This window comes from Vreelandella boliviensis LC1 (assembly GCF_000236035.1).
GTDB lineage: Bacteria > Pseudomonadota > Gammaproteobacteria > Pseudomonadales > Halomonadaceae > Vreelandella > Vreelandella boliviensis.
The window spans coordinates 1,513,385-1,527,996 of record NZ_JH393257.1 but is presented as its reverse complement, the minus strand read 5'-3'; the positions used below and the strand labels follow the sequence as shown (position 1 = coordinate 1,527,996).

13 protein-coding genes are annotated in these 14,612 nt (G+C 56.8%); 1 reads left to right on the top strand and 12 read right to left on the bottom strand.

Annotated features, from left to right (window positions below):
• Positions 1-3 precede the first annotated feature (3 nt).
• The 10 genes from urtE to KUC_RS06765 form a co-directional block, all read right to left on the bottom strand.
• Positions 4-711, bottom strand: a complete 708-nt coding sequence (gene urtE / locus KUC_RS06810) for an urea ABC transporter ATP-binding subunit UrtE (RefSeq protein ID WP_007112417.1) — start codon at positions 709-711, stop codon at positions 4-6.
• Complete coding sequence (gene urtD / locus KUC_RS06805) at positions 711-1,547, bottom strand: urea ABC transporter ATP-binding protein UrtD (RefSeq protein ID WP_007112416.1); 837 nt, start codon at positions 1,545-1,547, stop codon at positions 711-713. The genes urtE and urtD overlap by 1 nt, the downstream gene beginning before the upstream one ends.
• Positions 1,544-2,719, bottom strand: a complete 1,176-nt coding sequence (gene urtC / locus KUC_RS06800) for an urea ABC transporter permease subunit UrtC (protein ID WP_007112415.1) — start codon at positions 2,717-2,719, stop codon at positions 1,544-1,546. Before urtC ends, urtD begins: the two co-directional genes overlap by 4 nt.
• A gap of 3 nt (positions 2,720-2,722) precedes the next feature.
• Positions 2,723-4,342 (bottom strand): urea ABC transporter permease subunit UrtB, encoded by a 1,620-nt coding sequence (gene urtB, locus KUC_RS06795; RefSeq protein WP_007112414.1) that lies wholly within the window; start codon positions 4,340-4,342, stop codon positions 2,723-2,725.
• 93 nt (positions 4,343-4,435) lie between these two features.
• Positions 4,436-5,797 (bottom strand): urea ABC transporter substrate-binding protein, encoded by a 1,362-nt coding sequence (gene urtA, locus KUC_RS06790; protein ID WP_007112413.1) that lies wholly within the window; start codon positions 5,795-5,797, stop codon positions 4,436-4,438.
• A gap of 477 nt (positions 5,798-6,274) precedes the next feature.
• Positions 6,275-7,777, bottom strand: coding sequence for a tripartite tricarboxylate transporter permease (locus tag KUC_RS06785; protein WP_007112412.1), 1,503 nt, complete (start codon positions 7,775-7,777; stop codon positions 6,275-6,277).
• A gap of 54 nt (positions 7,778-7,831) precedes the next feature.
• Positions 7,832-8,314 carry a tripartite tricarboxylate transporter TctB family protein gene (locus KUC_RS06780; protein ID WP_007112411.1) on the bottom strand — a complete coding sequence of 161 codons (483 nt, stop codon included), beginning with the start codon at positions 8,312-8,314 and terminating at the stop codon, positions 7,832-7,834.
• Positions 8,315-8,462: 148 nt separating this feature from the next.
• Positions 8,463-9,461: a Bug family tripartite tricarboxylate transporter substrate binding protein gene (locus KUC_RS06775; RefSeq protein ID WP_040479770.1), complete on the bottom strand. Its 999-nt coding sequence runs from the start codon at positions 9,459-9,461 to the stop codon at positions 8,463-8,465.
• A gap of 191 nt (positions 9,462-9,652) precedes the next feature.
• Positions 9,653-10,396, bottom strand: a complete 744-nt coding sequence (locus KUC_RS06770) for a response regulator (protein ID WP_007112409.1) — start codon at positions 10,394-10,396, stop codon at positions 9,653-9,655.
• Positions 10,397-10,407: 11 nt separating this feature from the next.
• Entirely contained in the window at positions 10,408-12,162 is a 1,755-nt protein-coding gene (locus tag KUC_RS06765; RefSeq protein ID WP_007112408.1) for an ATP-binding protein, read from the bottom strand.
• 123 nt (positions 12,163-12,285) lie between these two features.
• On the opposite strand from KUC_RS06765, the gene KUC_RS06760 reads away from it, so the two are divergent.
• Positions 12,286-13,032: a DUF481 domain-containing protein gene (locus tag KUC_RS06760; RefSeq protein WP_007112407.1), complete on the top strand. Its 747-nt coding sequence runs from the start codon at positions 12,286-12,288 to the stop codon at positions 13,030-13,032.
• A gap of 13 nt (positions 13,033-13,045) precedes the next feature.
• On the opposite strand, the gene KUC_RS06755 is transcribed toward KUC_RS06760, so the two are convergent.
• On the bottom strand, positions 13,046-13,816 hold the full coding sequence (locus KUC_RS06755; RefSeq protein WP_007112406.1) for an ABC transporter permease: 771 nt from the start codon (positions 13,814-13,816) through the stop codon (positions 13,046-13,048).
• Between the two features lie 11 nt (positions 13,817-13,827).
• On the bottom strand, positions 13,828-14,610 hold the full coding sequence (locus tag KUC_RS06750) for an ABC transporter ATP-binding protein (protein ID WP_007112405.1): 783 nt from the start codon (positions 14,608-14,610) through the stop codon (positions 13,828-13,830).
• Between the last annotated feature and the right edge of the window lie 2 nt (positions 14,611-14,612).

Below are 14,612 nucleotides of genomic sequence, written 5' to 3'. Positions count from 1 at the left end.
AACTTAAACCGTCAAGTGCTGCTTGATCAGCTCATTAGAAAGTTCGCTGATCTCGCCTTTGGCCACCGGTCGGCCGCGATCCATGATCACGAAGCGGTCAGCGTACTTGCGGGCAAAAGGTAGCTTTTGCTCTACCAGCAATACCGTAAGACCGTCCTCGTTGATCAACTGACGTATTACCTGGCCGATTTGGGCGACGATATTGGGCTGAATGCCTTCCCCCGGCTCATCGAGAATCAGCATTTTGGGCTCGATCACCAGCGCGCGGCCAATGGCCAACTGCTGCTGTTGCCCGCCAGAAAGGTCGCCGCCCCGGCGGTTTTTCATCTCCTTGAGTACGGGGAACAGCTCGTAGACCCGCTCGGGGATTTTCTTCAGCCCGTCGCTGCGGGCGGCAAGGCCGGTGCGTAGATTGTCTTCCACGGTGAGCAGCGGAAATATCTGCCGCCCTTGGGGCACATAGCCGATGCCCAGGCGCGAACGCTCTTCCACCGCTTTTTTGGTTAGCTCAATCTCGCCCGTTTCAGTGGTGTAACGCAGCTTGCCGCTTTTTACTGCGACTTCGCCCATGACGGCTTTTAATAGCGTGGTTTTGCCTACGCCGTTGCGGCCCATCACGCAGGTGCACTGGCCGGTGGGCACGTCAAGATCCAGATCCCAAAGGGTATGGCTTTCGCCGTAAAACTGGTTGAGTTTTTCGATCGCAAGCATCAGGCGACCTCCTCGTCGTCTGCACCCAGGTAGACCTCGATGACTTTGGGGTCGTTGGAGACCTGATCCATACTGCCTTCCGCCAGCACGCTGCCCTGGTGCAGTACCGTCACCTGGCGAGCAATCGAGCGCACAAAGCCCATATCGTGCTCTACTACGACCACGGACTGCTTTCCGGCAAGCCCGGTTAGCAGCTCGGCGGTGCGCTCCATCTCCTGCTCGGTCATGCCCGCCACTGGCTCATCGACCAGCAGTAACCGTGGGCGCTGCATTAATAGCATGCCGATCTCCAGCCACTGCTTCTGACCGTGGGAAAGAATCCCCGCGGGCTGATGGCGAAGCGCGGTTAAGCCGATGGTTTCCAGCACTTCATCGATGCGGTCTTTGATCTCGCCGGTCATACGGGCAGTAAGTGTAGGGAAGATCCGCTTATCGGCGGCCATGGCCAGCTCCAGGTTTTCAAACACCGACAGCGCTTCAAACACCGTGGGCTTTTGAAACTTACGGCCAATGCCCAGACTGGCGATATCGGGCTCGTTCATATTCAACAGGTTATGGCGGCTGCCGAACCAAACACTACCGCTCGTGGGGCGCGTTTTGCCGGTGATGATATCCATCATGGTAGTTTTACCCGCCCCATTGGGGCCGATAATGCAGCGCAGCTCACCGTCGTCGATGGTGAGGTTGAGGTTATTGATGGCTTTGAAACCATCGAAACTCACGGTGACATCTTCCATGTAGAGAATCGGGCCGTGGCGGACGTCCACCGGCGAGGCCTGGGGCGCCATAAAATCGAACACCCGGTCACGCTGGGTCAGCGAGTGCAGCAAACTCATGCAGAGGCCTCCTTGGAAGTGGGATCAGCGTTCGGGTCATTATTTGCCGTATCGTCGCGTTTGCGACGCTTGAGATAGTGAAACAACCCTGCCACCCCTTTAGGCAGAAACACCGTGACCAGTACGAACATCGCCCCTAGCGCAAACAGCCAAGCATCGGGCATTACGCCGGTAAAGATGGTTTTGGCGTAGTTGACCAAAATAGCGCCTATCACCGCACCGTAAAGTGTGGCGCGGCCGCCTAACGCTACCCACAGCACAATCTCGATGGAGAAAATCGGCGAGAACTCGCTGGGATTGATAATGCCCACCTGGGGCACGTAGAGCGCGCCCGCCAGGCCCGCCAGCATGGCCGACACCACAAACACAAACAGCTGAAAGCGTTCGACCCGGTAGCCAAGAAAGCGCGTGCGCGCTTCGGCGTCACGAGTGGCAATGCTGACCCGGCCCAGTTTACTGGTCACGATAGCGCGGCAGAGAATATAGCCCAGCCCTAGCGCCACGCCGGTGGCTAAAAACAGCCCCAGCCGCGTGTCATTACTGCGCAAATTGTAGCCAAGCAGCTCGCGGAAGTCGGTTAAGCCGTTATTACCGCCAAAACCCATCTCGTTGCGGAAAAACGCCAGCATCAAGGCAAAGGTCAGCGCCTGAGTAATGATTGATAGATAGACCCCGGTTACTCGCGATCTAAATGCCAGAAAACCAAATACCAGCGCCAGTAGCCCCGGCGCGATCAGCACCATGGCAAAGGCAAACCAGGCCATATCAAAGCCGAGCCAGTACCAGGGTAGGCTGTCCCAGTTCAGGAACACCATAAAGTCGGGCAGTACCGGGTGGCCGTAGGTGCCACGTTCACCAATTTGGCGCATTAAGTACATGCCCATGGCGTAACCGCCGATGGCGAAAAAGGCGCCGTGCCCCAAACTCAAAATGCCCAGATAGCCCCACACCAAGTCCACCGCTACTGCCAGCAGCGCGTAGCTTAGGTACTTACCGAACAGATTGACCGTATAAGCCCCTACATGCAGTGGGTTACTTGGCGGCACCACCACGTGCAAGATGGTGACCAGCGCCAAGGCGGCCAGCAGTACGCCCAGAAAGATCTGCGTGGAACGTTCGCTGAATGGGCGTGTTAGCCAAAAGTTGGTCGATGATTCGGTCGTTAATGACATCGCTTAGCCCTCCGCAGCCCGGCCCTTCTGCGGGAAGAGTCCACGCGGGCGTTTTTGAATGAATAGGATGATAAAGACCAGCACGATAATTTTGGCCAGCACCGCGCCTGCCCAGGGTTCCAGCACCTGGTTGATGACCCCCAGCGAGAGCCCAGCGACCAGCGTGCCCCACAGGTTGCCCACGCCGCCGAACACCACCACCATGAACGAGTCGATGATGTAGTTCTGCCCCAGGTTAGGGCCGACATTCGTAAGCTGGGAGAGCGCAACACCGGCAAGACCGGCCACGCCGGAACCCAGCGCAAAGGTCATGATATCCACGCGGGTGGCACGAATACCCATGGAGCGCGCCATGGCGCGGTTCTGGGTCACGGCACGCACCTCAAGCCCCAGCCGGGTGCGGCGCATAATCAGCATCAGGCCCGCGAACACCACCAGCGCAAAGCCGAGCACGTACATACGGTTGAGCGTAAGCGACAGCGCATCGTTAACCACCAGAGAGCCGCTCATCCACTCCGGGGTGATCACGGTACGGTTGAGCGGTGAAATCACCGTGCGCACCAGCTGCTGCAGAATTAAGCTGATACCAAACGTCGCCAGCAGGGTTTCCAGCGGGCGGCCCTTGAGGAACTGGATAACGCCGCGTTCGATCGCCACACCGGCTAGCGCGGCGACCATAAAGCCGGCGGGAATTGATAGAATCAGCGCTAACCCTGGCTGGCCGGGCAATAATTGCTGCATCGCCCAGGTGGTGTAGGCACCCAGCATCATCAGTTCGCCGTGGGCCATATTGATTACGCCCATCACGCCAAAGGTGATCGCCAGGCCGATCGCCGCGAGCACCAGCACCGAACCCAGGCTTAAACCGAAATAGAGGGTTTCCAAACCGCGGTTGATTTTGAGCTGCTGCTCGATGCCCGCCAAAGAGGCGGCGGCGGCGTTGGCGATCACCGGGTCATCACCATTGACCGCTCGGCTTAAGGCCACACGAGAGCGCGGGTGCAGGCTGCCATCCAGCGCCTCGACACCCGCCATTTCGCCCGCTTCCGCGCGATAAATCGCCACCGCCTGGGTTAGGCGATAGCGCACCTGATCGTCTTCTTCCTGCTCGATTAGGTCATTAATGGGCTGCACTAGCTCACCGTCTACCTCGCCTAGTAAGCGCTCCGCCGATGTGCGGCGGCGCTCAACGTTGGGCGAGTAGAGGTCAACGACCGCAATGGCGCTGCGCAGTTGATTACGCAGGTTGTTATTGATACCAACGCGCTCCAGGTCGCGCCGGGACATCTCGCCCAGCGCTTCGCCGGTCAGCACATCGGCCACTGGCCAGTCGCGGCCGCGGTTCTCCAGTACCAATACAAAGCGGCCATTGTCGGTGCGCTGTAAGCGGCCATCCAGCAGCGCCTGCAGCCAATCACGGGCGCGCTCGTCGTCGCTTTGCAGAATAGCCGTAATGGCTTCGCCTTTGGCGGTGTAGGATTCAACGTCCAGCGCCTCTAATAGTTCGAGCGCGGCCGCATCATTTGTGGGGTTGCTGGCGGCGTCTGTTGATTGTGCCTGTGCGGTGAGGGTGATACCCAACAGCAGGAAACAAAGCAGCGCCAAGGAAAGGAAACGCCTCATGGGGTTCTTCCTTTGGTTATCTAAGAGGGAAAGATAGCGTGCTCCTTGCCGCGCCAATCAACGATACACGGCGCGGCAAGGGGGTGTTATGCGTTACTCAGCAAGCGCCGCTTCGGCTTCTTCTGCTGCGGTGCTGCCACCGCACGAGCCGTTAACGACGTTAAAGTTGCCGCACTCCATCGGCTTGCGCCAATCGGCAATCAGGTCACGCGAACCAGGCAGGTAGTCAGACCAGGCATCGCCCGCCACGGTAGACGGCGTTTGCCAAACGATATCGAACTGGCCGTTGTTCTGAATCTCACCAATCAGCACCGGCTTGGTGATGTGGTGGTTGGGCATCATCGCCGCATAGCCACCAGACAGGTTAGGTACGGTTACACCGATAATGGCGTCTTTCACCGTATCTACGTCGGTAGTACCCGCTTTACGCACCGCTTCGGCCCACATATTGAAACCAATGTAGTGCGCTTCCATGGGGTCGTTGGTGACCGCCATATCGTCGCCGGTGTACTCAATCCAGGCATCGATAAAGTCGTAGTTGTCGTCGTTATCGACGCTCATAAAGTAGTTCCAGGCGGCCAGGTGACCGACCAACGGGCCGGTATCAATACCGGTCAGTTCCTGCTCACCCACCGAGAAGGCGACAACCGGGATATCAGCAGCGTCGATACCCTGGTTGGAAAGTTCGGTATAGAACGGCACGTTGGCGTCGCCGTTAACCGTGGAGATCACCGCGGTGGGTTTACCCTCTTCGCCAAAGCGGCGAATCTCGGCCACGATGTTCTGCCAGTCGGAGTGGCCGAACGGCGTGTAGTTGACCATGATGTCCTCTTCCGCGATGCCGTGTTCATCCTTAAGGAACGCTTCGAGGATGCGGTTGGTGGTGCGCGGATAGACATAGTCGGTACCGACCAGCGCAAAGCGCTCGATACCCACTTCATTGATCAGGTATTCCACCGCCGGAATCGCCTGCTGATTAGGTGCTGCGCCGGTATAGAAGACGTTTTCTGAAGACTCTTCGCCTTCATACTGAACGGGGTAGAACAGCAGGCCATTAAGCTCTTCGACGACCGGCAGCACCGCCTTACGGGACACAGACGTCCAGTTGCCGAAAATCACGTCTACTTCTTCTTGGGCTAGTAGCTCGCGGGCGCGCTCGGCAAATAGCGGCCAGTTAGAGGCGGGGTCGACCACTACGGCTTCTAGCTGACGACCCAGCAAGCCACCGGCTTCGTTCTGCTGCTCAATCAGCATCTCAACGGTGTCTTTAAGCACCGTTTCACTGATCGCCATGGTGCCAGAGAGGGAGTGCAGGATACCGACTTTGATCGGGTCATCGTCTTGGGCGATGGCCTGGGCGCTGGCGCCCATCACGGCGGCGGTCAGTAAAGCGGTGGCGAAACGGCCACGTGACAGGAATGGGCGCGGGTGTGTCGAGCGTTTGAGAGTGTTCATTGTTAATCTCCTTGCACCCCTTATGGCTGGGGTTTGTTATGACCGAGGCTTGATGATTGGCTTCGCACTTGGGGTTGTGGTGTTAGCTCCCCCAATACGTCCACTAGCCAATACGTCCACTAGCCAATACGTTTACTAGCCATTAACACCTGCAAGGGGTGCGCCAGATTGGCACAAAGTGGCCTTATAGCTATTTAATCAGCCACTTAATAATCACCTTAAAATTTCAACATTCCCCGCATGCACCAAAATAAAGCGCAACACCGCTGCCTAAGCACGCTCTCAATGCACCAACAAGATACAGCGCACCAATTAAGCACACGGGCTTTTTGAACACAGACTGGTAACGTAATACTCACCTAATAGTTACAAATACACTCTTTATCATCAGTTAAAAAAGTCGATGAAAAGAGGTAAATAAAAAAGGAGCCTTGGTATCACCAAGACTCCTCGCTATTCACCCTTTAAATGGCGGCATTAAATAGCCACGTCGGGTGGAATTTTCTTACGACGTTTTTTCAGTAACGGTAGGCCGAGCGACAACAGAGCAACCACCAGCAGGCCAAGAGCGATTGGCTTGTCGATAAAGGTCATCCAGTCACCCCCTGATATCTGCAGCGCTCGGCGCATGGACTCTTCCATGATGTTGCCGAGAATCAGCGCTAGAATCAGCGGCGCTGCGGGAAACCCAAACAGGCGCATGCCCAGGCCGACCAAGCCAAAGCCAAGCAGCAGCAGCAGGTCAAATACGCTGAAGCTCATACCGTAGACGCCGATCATGCAGAAGATCAGTATCAGCGACAGCAGCAACGGGCGAGGCATGTCGAGAATTTTGGCGATATAGGGAATCAGCGGCAGGTTAAGTGCCAACAGGAAGATATTGCCGATATACATACTGGCAACCACGCCCCAAAACACGTCTGGGCGCTCTGCAAGCATCATCGGGCCCGGGTTAACGCCCATGACAAGCAACGCGCCAAGCAGAACAGCGGTGGTGCCCGAGCCCGGCACACCCAGCGTCAGCAGTGGCACAAAGGAGCCAGTGCAGGCAGCGTTGTTGGCTGCTTCCGGCGCGGCCACGCCTTTGATATTACCCTGCCCAAACGTATCGCCATCTTTGGCAATGCGCTTCTCCATGCTGTAGCCCAGAAACGAGCCGATGGTAGCGCCTGCACCCGGCAGCACGCCGGTAAAAAACCCCAATATCGAACTACGACCAATAGGGCCAGCGATTTCTTTCAGTTCGCTACGTGTCAATTTCAGCGAGCCAATCGCATTGCGGGGCGCCTCTTTGCCACCGCCGCCGCGCAGCAACATGTAAAAGACCTCGGCAAGGGCGAAAATACCCAGGGCCACGACCAGGAAGTCGATGCCATCAAGCAACTGCACCGAACCGAAGGTAAAGCGCTCAGTACCGGTCTGCATGTCGATACCGATAATAGAAATAATCACCCCCACCACGGCGGCAATTAGCCCTTTAACCAGTGACTTATCCGAGAGCGAAACGACAGCGGTCAAGCCCAGCACCATTAAGGCGAAGTACTCAGAAGGGCCAAAGCTCACGGCCACTTTCGACAGCAGCGGAGCGATCAGCATTAAGAAAATAACGGAAATGGTACCACCGATAAAGGAAGCGTAGGCGGCAATCGCCAGCGCTTTACCCGCCTGACCTTTTTTAGCCATCGGGTAGCCATCAAAAGAGGTCGCCACAGTGCCCGCCACGCCGGGGGCGTTGAGCAAAATCGACGAAGTGGATCCACCGAAGATGGCGCCGTAGTAAACCCCTGCCATCAGGATCAAGCCCGACGAGGGCTCCATGGCAAAGGTGATAGGAATCATCAAGGCAAGTGCACTGATAGGCCCCAGGCCCGGCAGCATACCGATGATGGTGCCAGCAAATACGCCGGCAAATACGTAGGCAATATTGATTGGCTCAAGCGCGATGCCAAAGCCGTACATCAAATTATTGAAGGCATCCATGGGAATTACTCTCTTAAGAACTGCTAGCGGAAAGACCTGCTAACACTACTTTGTTTAGAAAGGCAGCACGCCAGTGGGTAGGTAAACATCCATCACCCGCGTCATGGTCAGGTAGAGCGCCAGCACTACCCCCAGCGATGTAGCGAGGTTGACCCCATGGCGGCGATAACCGTAGTAGGCCGTCAGACCAACGCAGAGTAGCGTTGAGGCGAGCACAAAGCCCAGAGGTACCAGCAAAAAAGCATAGGCGGCAATCGCTAGCGAGGTCACGATGACCCGCGCCCATGGCGTAAGCAGCATTGGGCCTTGGGTGGCTTCTTGATCTATCTCATCGGCACCGGCTATCGGAGTAGGCTTCTCGAAAAACAGAAACACCGACAGGATCAGTAGCGCGAAGCCTAATACTTTAGGAAAGAGGTCAGAATCGACCGGTCGTGGCAGGGGGAAAGTAGGGATTTGCCACGCCATCGCGATATAGCCAACGGCCAATACCGCAAATACCAGTGCTAACCACTGATTGGTATTTAAACGAGTCATAGGAGTCTCTCCGAAGGAGCCAACACGCCTCCAGCGATTAACAAACTTGTTCTTAACAACCAGTTTTAAAGACTAGTAGCTAACAACCAGCGGTTAACGACAGGAAGCCCCAGCCGCACTTGGGCGGCTGGGTTATACAGGAGTAGGGTTACTGGCGCAGTAGGCCAAGCTCGCTCAACACGTCGCTGAACTGCTCTTGCTGCTGATCCAGGAAGGCACCAAATTCTTCACTGTCTTGATAGGCGTCGATCCAACCTAACTGATCGCGTGCTTGCTGCCAGCCATCCGTCTCTTGCATTTCAACGAACAGATCCTGGTAGTAAGCCACGGCTTCTGCAGGCATATCGGGAGCACCCATTACGCCGCGCCAGATATCAAACGTATAGTCGATATCCTGCTCCTGGTAAGTTGGCACATCGGCAAGCCCGCCACCTAGTCGCTCAGGAGCTGATACGCCTAACGCACGGATTTGGCTGCCTTCTCCCAGTTGACCTACCGCTTCACCGGCACCGGTCACCACGGCTTCAATATGCCCTCCCATCAGGTTGGTCATGGCATCACCGCCACCCGAAAAAGGAATATAGTTCACACTGGATGCTTCAAGACCTGCAGCATCAGCCAGCCCTGCCAGAGAAATATGATCCATAGAGCCTGGCGCGCTACCGCCACCTACACTTAACCCAGGATTGTCTTTCAGAGCGTCAAAAAGGTCGCTGAGCGTTTGGTACTCAGAATCTGTCGGTACCAGAATGATGGAGTAGTCAGTAATCAGGCGCGCGATAGGTGTAAAATCAGTATGGTCGTAACGTGAAGCACCCGCTAACGGCACCAGAATAATTGGCGGGCTGGTGGCGAACAGCTTATGCGGGTTACCGCTATCACGCGCAATTTGCGCCCAGGCTACGGCGCCGCCGCCGCCGGGGACATTGATGGCAGCAAAGCTTTCGTCAGCCAGCCCTTCTTGCTGAATAACCCGCGATACGGTTCGAACAAGGGTATCCCAACCGCCGCCGGGGTTAGCCGGTGCAACGAATTCGATGGAGCGGCTTGGGGTCCACTCTTGCGCCTGTGCGGCTGAGTTCAGTCCGGCAACAGCAGCCAGGGGCAGAGCAAATAGCGATAAACGCTTGAGGGTAAGCGATGTCATGATGGCGTTCTCCACGTATCAGTGTTGTTGTGTGATGGTGTTGCTATGTAGCGCTTCTTATTGTGAGACTGCACGTCGCGAACGTTAGAAGACCATGCCCCTGGCCGACAAGCTTGTGCGCATAAAAGACAAAAAGTTCTTTATGGGCATTTTGTTTATTTTGTTCACGCCGATTTGGTTACAGCATGCATTCATAAAGCGTCAAGCCACTCGTGTGCCGCCTCCAACAGCCGATAGCGACGCTCGGGGCGCCCTACATCACCATAGCCCAGCTCGGCACTGACTGCCTGCTCGGCGACTAAAAATTCTAAATAGCGGCGCGCGGTAGAGCGGCTGGCGCCCATGGTGCGCGCCATCTGCATGGCGGTGAGGGAGTCCGGGGCGTCTGCCAGGGCGTCAATCACCCGACGCAACGTCAGCCGATCTATTCCCTTGGGCAGGGCTTGAGACTGAGCGGCGTTTTTAGCCCGCGACGACTCGCCGGGCTGCATGCGCGCCAGCACAGAATCCAGCTCGTCTTGGTTCATCTCGGCCCGGTTGGCCAAGGCTTCACGCTCGCGCCGAAAGCGGGTCAGCATTTGCGTCATTCGGGTGGCTTCAATGGGCTTGATCAGGTAGTCGAACACCCCGCCACGCAGCGCCTCGCTGATGGTTTCCACTTCCCGTGCGGCGGTGACCATGACGATATCCACATGCACATAGTCGCGGCGAATCGCCCATAGCAGCTCCAATCCTTCAACATCGGGGAGGTAGGCGTCGAGCAGAATCAACTGAATGCTGGCAGCCTGCTCGGCCATGATGGCCTTGGCTTCACTGCCGTTGCGCGCCATGCCCACCACATAAAAGCCATCGCTCTGTTCAATAAAGGCCCTGTGAATATCGGCAATGCGAAAATCGTCTTCAACGACCAAAATACCGTACTGCCCATCAGACATTGCCTGCCTCCCTAGCCGTCGTAGTCACTGTTTTTGGTACTGCTTTGGAATTGTTGTTGAGAGCGATGTTGATAGCGTTGTTGGGACTGCTGCTGGTCTGGCTGCGCGCAGATCGAACGGTCGAGTACCGCGATAAAGCACGCCCCGCCTAGCTCACTCTCCTCTAGGGTCACAGCGCCGCCGTGCTGGCGGCAAAGCCTGGCCACCAGCGCCAGGCCGATACCCTGGTGCTTGCCAGCTTTGGTCGAGAAGCCTTCCTGGAAAATCGACTCGGCAAATTGGGCGGGCACTCCAGGCCCGTTGTCCTCCACTTCGATCAACAGCTGCTCGCCCAAATCGGTGAAAAACAGGCGAACGTTGGGCTCTTTGCTCGGCCCATTCAGCGCGGCATGGCAGGCGTTGTCCAGCAGGTTACCCACCACGCCCATCATTACCTCTTGCCCGGTGGGCGTTAGCGGGCAAGAGAGCGAGCTTTGCTCATCAATTTCCAGCGCCACGCCCAGCTCCCGCGCACGGGTTAGTTTACCCAGTAGCGTGCCGCTAAGCACGGCATCGGCTACATTGCGCATTAAGAAGTTCATTTGCGCCTGAGCGCGTTCGGTTTCCTGGTGGATCAGCGCCAAGGCTTCCTCAATACGCTCTAACTGCAGCAGCCCTGAGATGGTGTAGAGCTTATTGGAAAACTCGTGGGCCTGTGCGCGCAGCATATCCACGTCGCGGCTGGCCTGAGTTAGCGCCTGGGATAGATCAACGATCTCGCGACGGCTGCGGAAAGTCGCCACCGCACCCTCAATTTCTCCCTCGTGCAGAATCGGCACGCGGTTGACCACCACCGGGTGATCGCCCAGCCACATCTCCTGGTCGAACTCTTGCTCGCCGCGCCTGAGCACCTCCAGTAGCCGCGAATTAGGCACCACCTCACGAATGGGCTGCCCCAACAGCACATGCTCATCGTCTAAGTTGAGAAAGCGCCGCGCCTGTTGGTTGACCAGGGTAATATGGCCTTCACGATTAACCGCCAGAATGCCTTCGTGGATCGACTGCAAAATGGCTTCTTTCTCCATGGCCAAGCGGGCAATTTCGTAGGGTTCAAGGCCTAAAATGACCTTTTTAAGGTGCTGTGATAGCCAGTAGGCGCCAGCAAAGCCCAGCGTAATCATTAGTGCGACCAGCGCCCAGCCAAAGCTGTTATGGCGCGCCACGTCCATGGCCACTCGATCCATCATAAAACCGACAGACACCAGGCCAATGATATTGCCTTCTTCGTCCCATATAGGCGCTTTGCCACGAATGGCGGTGCCCAGTGAACCGGTCGCTTCGGAGACATAAAACTGGCCATGAATCAGCGCCTGATCATTATCGCCGCCTACCATTGGCTTACCTATCCGCTCCGGCACCGGGTGGGAGTAGCGAATACTTCGGGCATTGCCCACAACGACGTAGCGAGCACCGGTTTCATGGCGAATTCGCTCTGCGAGGGGCTGAATAATGAACGCGGGGTCGGGGATCGCAAAGGCATTAATAATTTGCGGCATCGAGGCCACCGTTTTGGCCACCGCCAGCGCTCGTTCGCCCATCTGCTGGCTAATAATTTCCGCCTTGCGGTGATTGAGATAGGTGCCCTGTGCCAGTAGCATGCCCGCTAATAGCAGCCCGACCAACAGCATCACCTGCAGGCGAAAGCTGCGCTTATACCAACTGCGCCTTGCGCGGGTGCGACGCCAGCGCTGCAGATCGGCTAATGTTCGGGGGCGAGAAACACTCATAGGTAGACTCAAAATGCGTGACCGCACCATTATGGCACGCGCCAGCAAACGACGTTAATTGCCATCACTCCTGTCATCGTTCGCTGATATAATAGTCCTCGGCCTAAACCAAGGAGGGATGTAGTGGCAATCGTTAGATGGATTATTGTACTGGCCTGCTGGCCACTGTGGTTAAACGCTGCCTATGCCAGCCCGTTTTACGCCCCACCACCTCCCCTGGAAGATGCGCCGGTGTTCAGTGGCGACGCCGAGCTGGGCTTTACCCACCTTTCGGGCAATACCAATAGCCAAACGCTGATTGGTAAAACGCTGCTGACATGGCTAACCGGTAAATTCACCTATTCGCTGCGTGGTGAAGTGCGCACGGTGAGTAAAGAAAACGAAACCAGCGCCGAGCAGTACCTGATCTCTGGACGCGAGCGCTATGAGCTAGACGGCCCACACTATCTATTTGGCTTTGCCCGCTGGGAGAAGGATCGTTTTGCCGGTTATGATCAGCAACTGTCAGCGATTGGGGGTTACGGGCGCCAGATTCTGGAGAACGACACCCACACCCTATCGTTAGAAGCGGGCCCCGGCTATCGTCACGACCGGCTGCGCGAGTACGATGATGAACGCTTGATGGTGACCTACACCGCGCTGGATTATCGCTGGGGGTTCTCCGACTACGCCGATATTCAGCAGGAAATGTCGGTGGAGTATACCGACCAGAACACCACTTCCCGTTCGCTAACGGCGCTTACCGCCCGTCTTAACGCGAAGCTGTCGCTGCGCTTATCCCACGAACTTAAGCACAACTCCCAGCCACCCGATGACACCAGCGCGCGCACCGACAGTACCACCAGCGCCTCGCTGCTCTATCGTTGGTAAGCCCAATACTGGCTTAGCGATTCTGACCCCGGTGCGCCCAGCCGGTCATACGCTTTTCCAACTGGGCAAACAGCTCGTACATCACCATGGCCATGGCGCTGATCACCAGCAACCCGGCAAATACCAGCCCCATGCGCATTTGCGAACCAGCGCTCATCATCAGGTAGCCAATGCCCTGGTTCGAAGCGACGGTTTCTGACACGACTGTGCCTACAAACGCCAGGGTAATGGCGACCTTCAGTGAAGCAAAGAAGTAGGGCAGCGAGCGCGGCAGGCCGACTTTCAGCAGCACATCCATACGCCGCGCCCCCAGCACTCGCAGTACGTCTTCCATTTCGGGCTCCAGCGTGGCCAAACCGGTAGCCACGTTGACCACAATCGGGAAAAAGCAGATCAAAAAGGCGGTGAGAATCGCCGGCACCGAGCCAATCCCAAACCAGACCACTAAAATCGGCACGAAAGCGACCTTGGGGATAGCGTTAAAGCCCACCAGCAGCGGGTAGCAGGCGTTATACAGAAAGCGCGACGAGCCGATAATAAAGCCCAACACCAGCCCCACGGCAACGCCCAGGCCAAAACCAATCAGCGTGGTCCAGAAGGTTTGCCAGGAGTGCATGGCGATGGGCCCTGAATAGGTCACCAGCGCCTGGGCGGTCTCTAAGGCGCTGGGGAAGATAAAGCTGGGTACGTCAAACACTCGCACCGTGACTTCCCAGATAATGACCAGTGCCACCACCGCGATCCACGGCGCGAGCCGTTCAATTAACGGGTTATGTTTCGTCATAAGCGTGCCTGTTAAGTGCTGCGTACTTCGCCAATCTGGGCGCGCAGTTCCTGCACCAGATCAATAAAGGGTTTTTGGTAAGTGGTTTCCAATGCGCGGGGGCGCGGCAGCTCGATTTGACGGCGCTCGATCACTCGGCCAGGGCGGCGACTCATGATGTAGACGGTGTCGGCGAGAAACGCCGCTTCACGCAGGTCGTGGGTCACCAGTACTACCGTAAAGCGCTGCGCCTCCCACAGGTCACGCAGCACGCACCACAGCTCTTCGCGGGTAAACGCATCCAGCGCGCCAAAGGGTTCATCCAACATCAGCAGGCGCGGCTGATGAATCAGCGCCCGGCAGATCGACGCCCGCTGCTGCATACCGCCAGAAAGCTGCCAGGGGTACTGATCTTCGTAACCTTCAAGTCCTACCGTCTTGAGTAGCTTGCGCGCCCAGCCGATAAACTCTTCACGCCGTTTGCGAAACTGATGGCGGTAAGGTTTGACGATTTCCAGCGGCAGCAAGACGTTATCCAAGGTGGTGCGCCAGGGCAGCAGGTTAGCGTTTTGAAACGCCATGCCAGAGATCTTCAGCGGCCCGGTGACTGGCTCATTATCGACCTTAATCGCTCCCGTCGTCGGCGCATGCAAACCGGTGCAAAGTTTCATAAAGGTCGACTTACCGCACCCAGAAGGCCCAACGAAGGCGACAAACTCGCCTTCATGGATGCTTAGGTTGATATCTTCAATGGCGTTGCCTGATGCATCGTAGGCCAGGCTCACGTCATCAAAGGTGACGAACGCTGCCGACATGC

What these genes read in the sequence shown, in the direction of transcription:
- urtE (WP_007112417.1), bottom strand. Translation starts at nt 711, where the DNA reads ATGCTTGCGATCGAAAAACTCAACCAGTTTTACGGCGAAAGCCATACC.
- KUC_RS06770 (WP_007112409.1), bottom strand. Translation starts at nt 10,396, where the DNA reads ATGTCTGATGGGCAGTACGGTATTTTGGTCGTTGAAGACGATTTTCGC.
- KUC_RS06750 (WP_007112405.1), bottom strand. Translation starts at nt 14,610, where the DNA reads ATGTCGGCAGCGTTCGTCACCTTTGATGACGTGAGCCTGGCCTACGAT.
- KUC_RS06755 (WP_007112406.1), bottom strand. Translation starts at nt 13,816, where the DNA reads ATGACGAAACATAACCCGTTAATTGAACGGCTCGCGCCGTGGATCGCG.
- urtB (WP_007112414.1), bottom strand. Translation starts at nt 4,342, where the DNA reads ATGAGGCGTTTCCTTTCCTTGGCGCTGCTTTGTTTCCTGCTGTTGGGT.
- urtC (WP_007112415.1), bottom strand. Translation starts at nt 2,719, where the DNA reads ATGTCATTAACGACCGAATCATCGACCAACTTTTGGCTAACACGCCCA.
- KUC_RS06775 (WP_040479770.1), bottom strand. Translation starts at nt 9,461, where the DNA reads ATGACATCGCTTACCCTCAAGCGTTTATCGCTATTTGCTCTGCCCCTG.
- KUC_RS06765 (WP_007112408.1), bottom strand. Translation starts at nt 12,162, where the DNA reads ATGAGTGTTTCTCGCCCCCGAACATTAGCCGATCTGCAGCGCTGGCGT.
- KUC_RS06785 (WP_007112412.1), bottom strand. Translation starts at nt 7,777, where the DNA reads ATGGATGCCTTCAATAATTTGATGTACGGCTTTGGCATCGCGCTTGAG.
- urtA (WP_007112413.1), bottom strand. Translation starts at nt 5,797, where the DNA reads ATGAACACTCTCAAACGCTCGACACACCCGCGCCCATTCCTGTCACGT.
- KUC_RS06780 (WP_007112411.1), bottom strand. Translation starts at nt 8,314, where the DNA reads ATGACTCGTTTAAATACCAATCAGTGGTTAGCACTGGTATTTGCGGTA.
- urtD (WP_007112416.1), bottom strand. Translation starts at nt 1,547, where the DNA reads ATGAGTTTGCTGCACTCGCTGACCCAGCGTGACCGGGTGTTCGATTTT.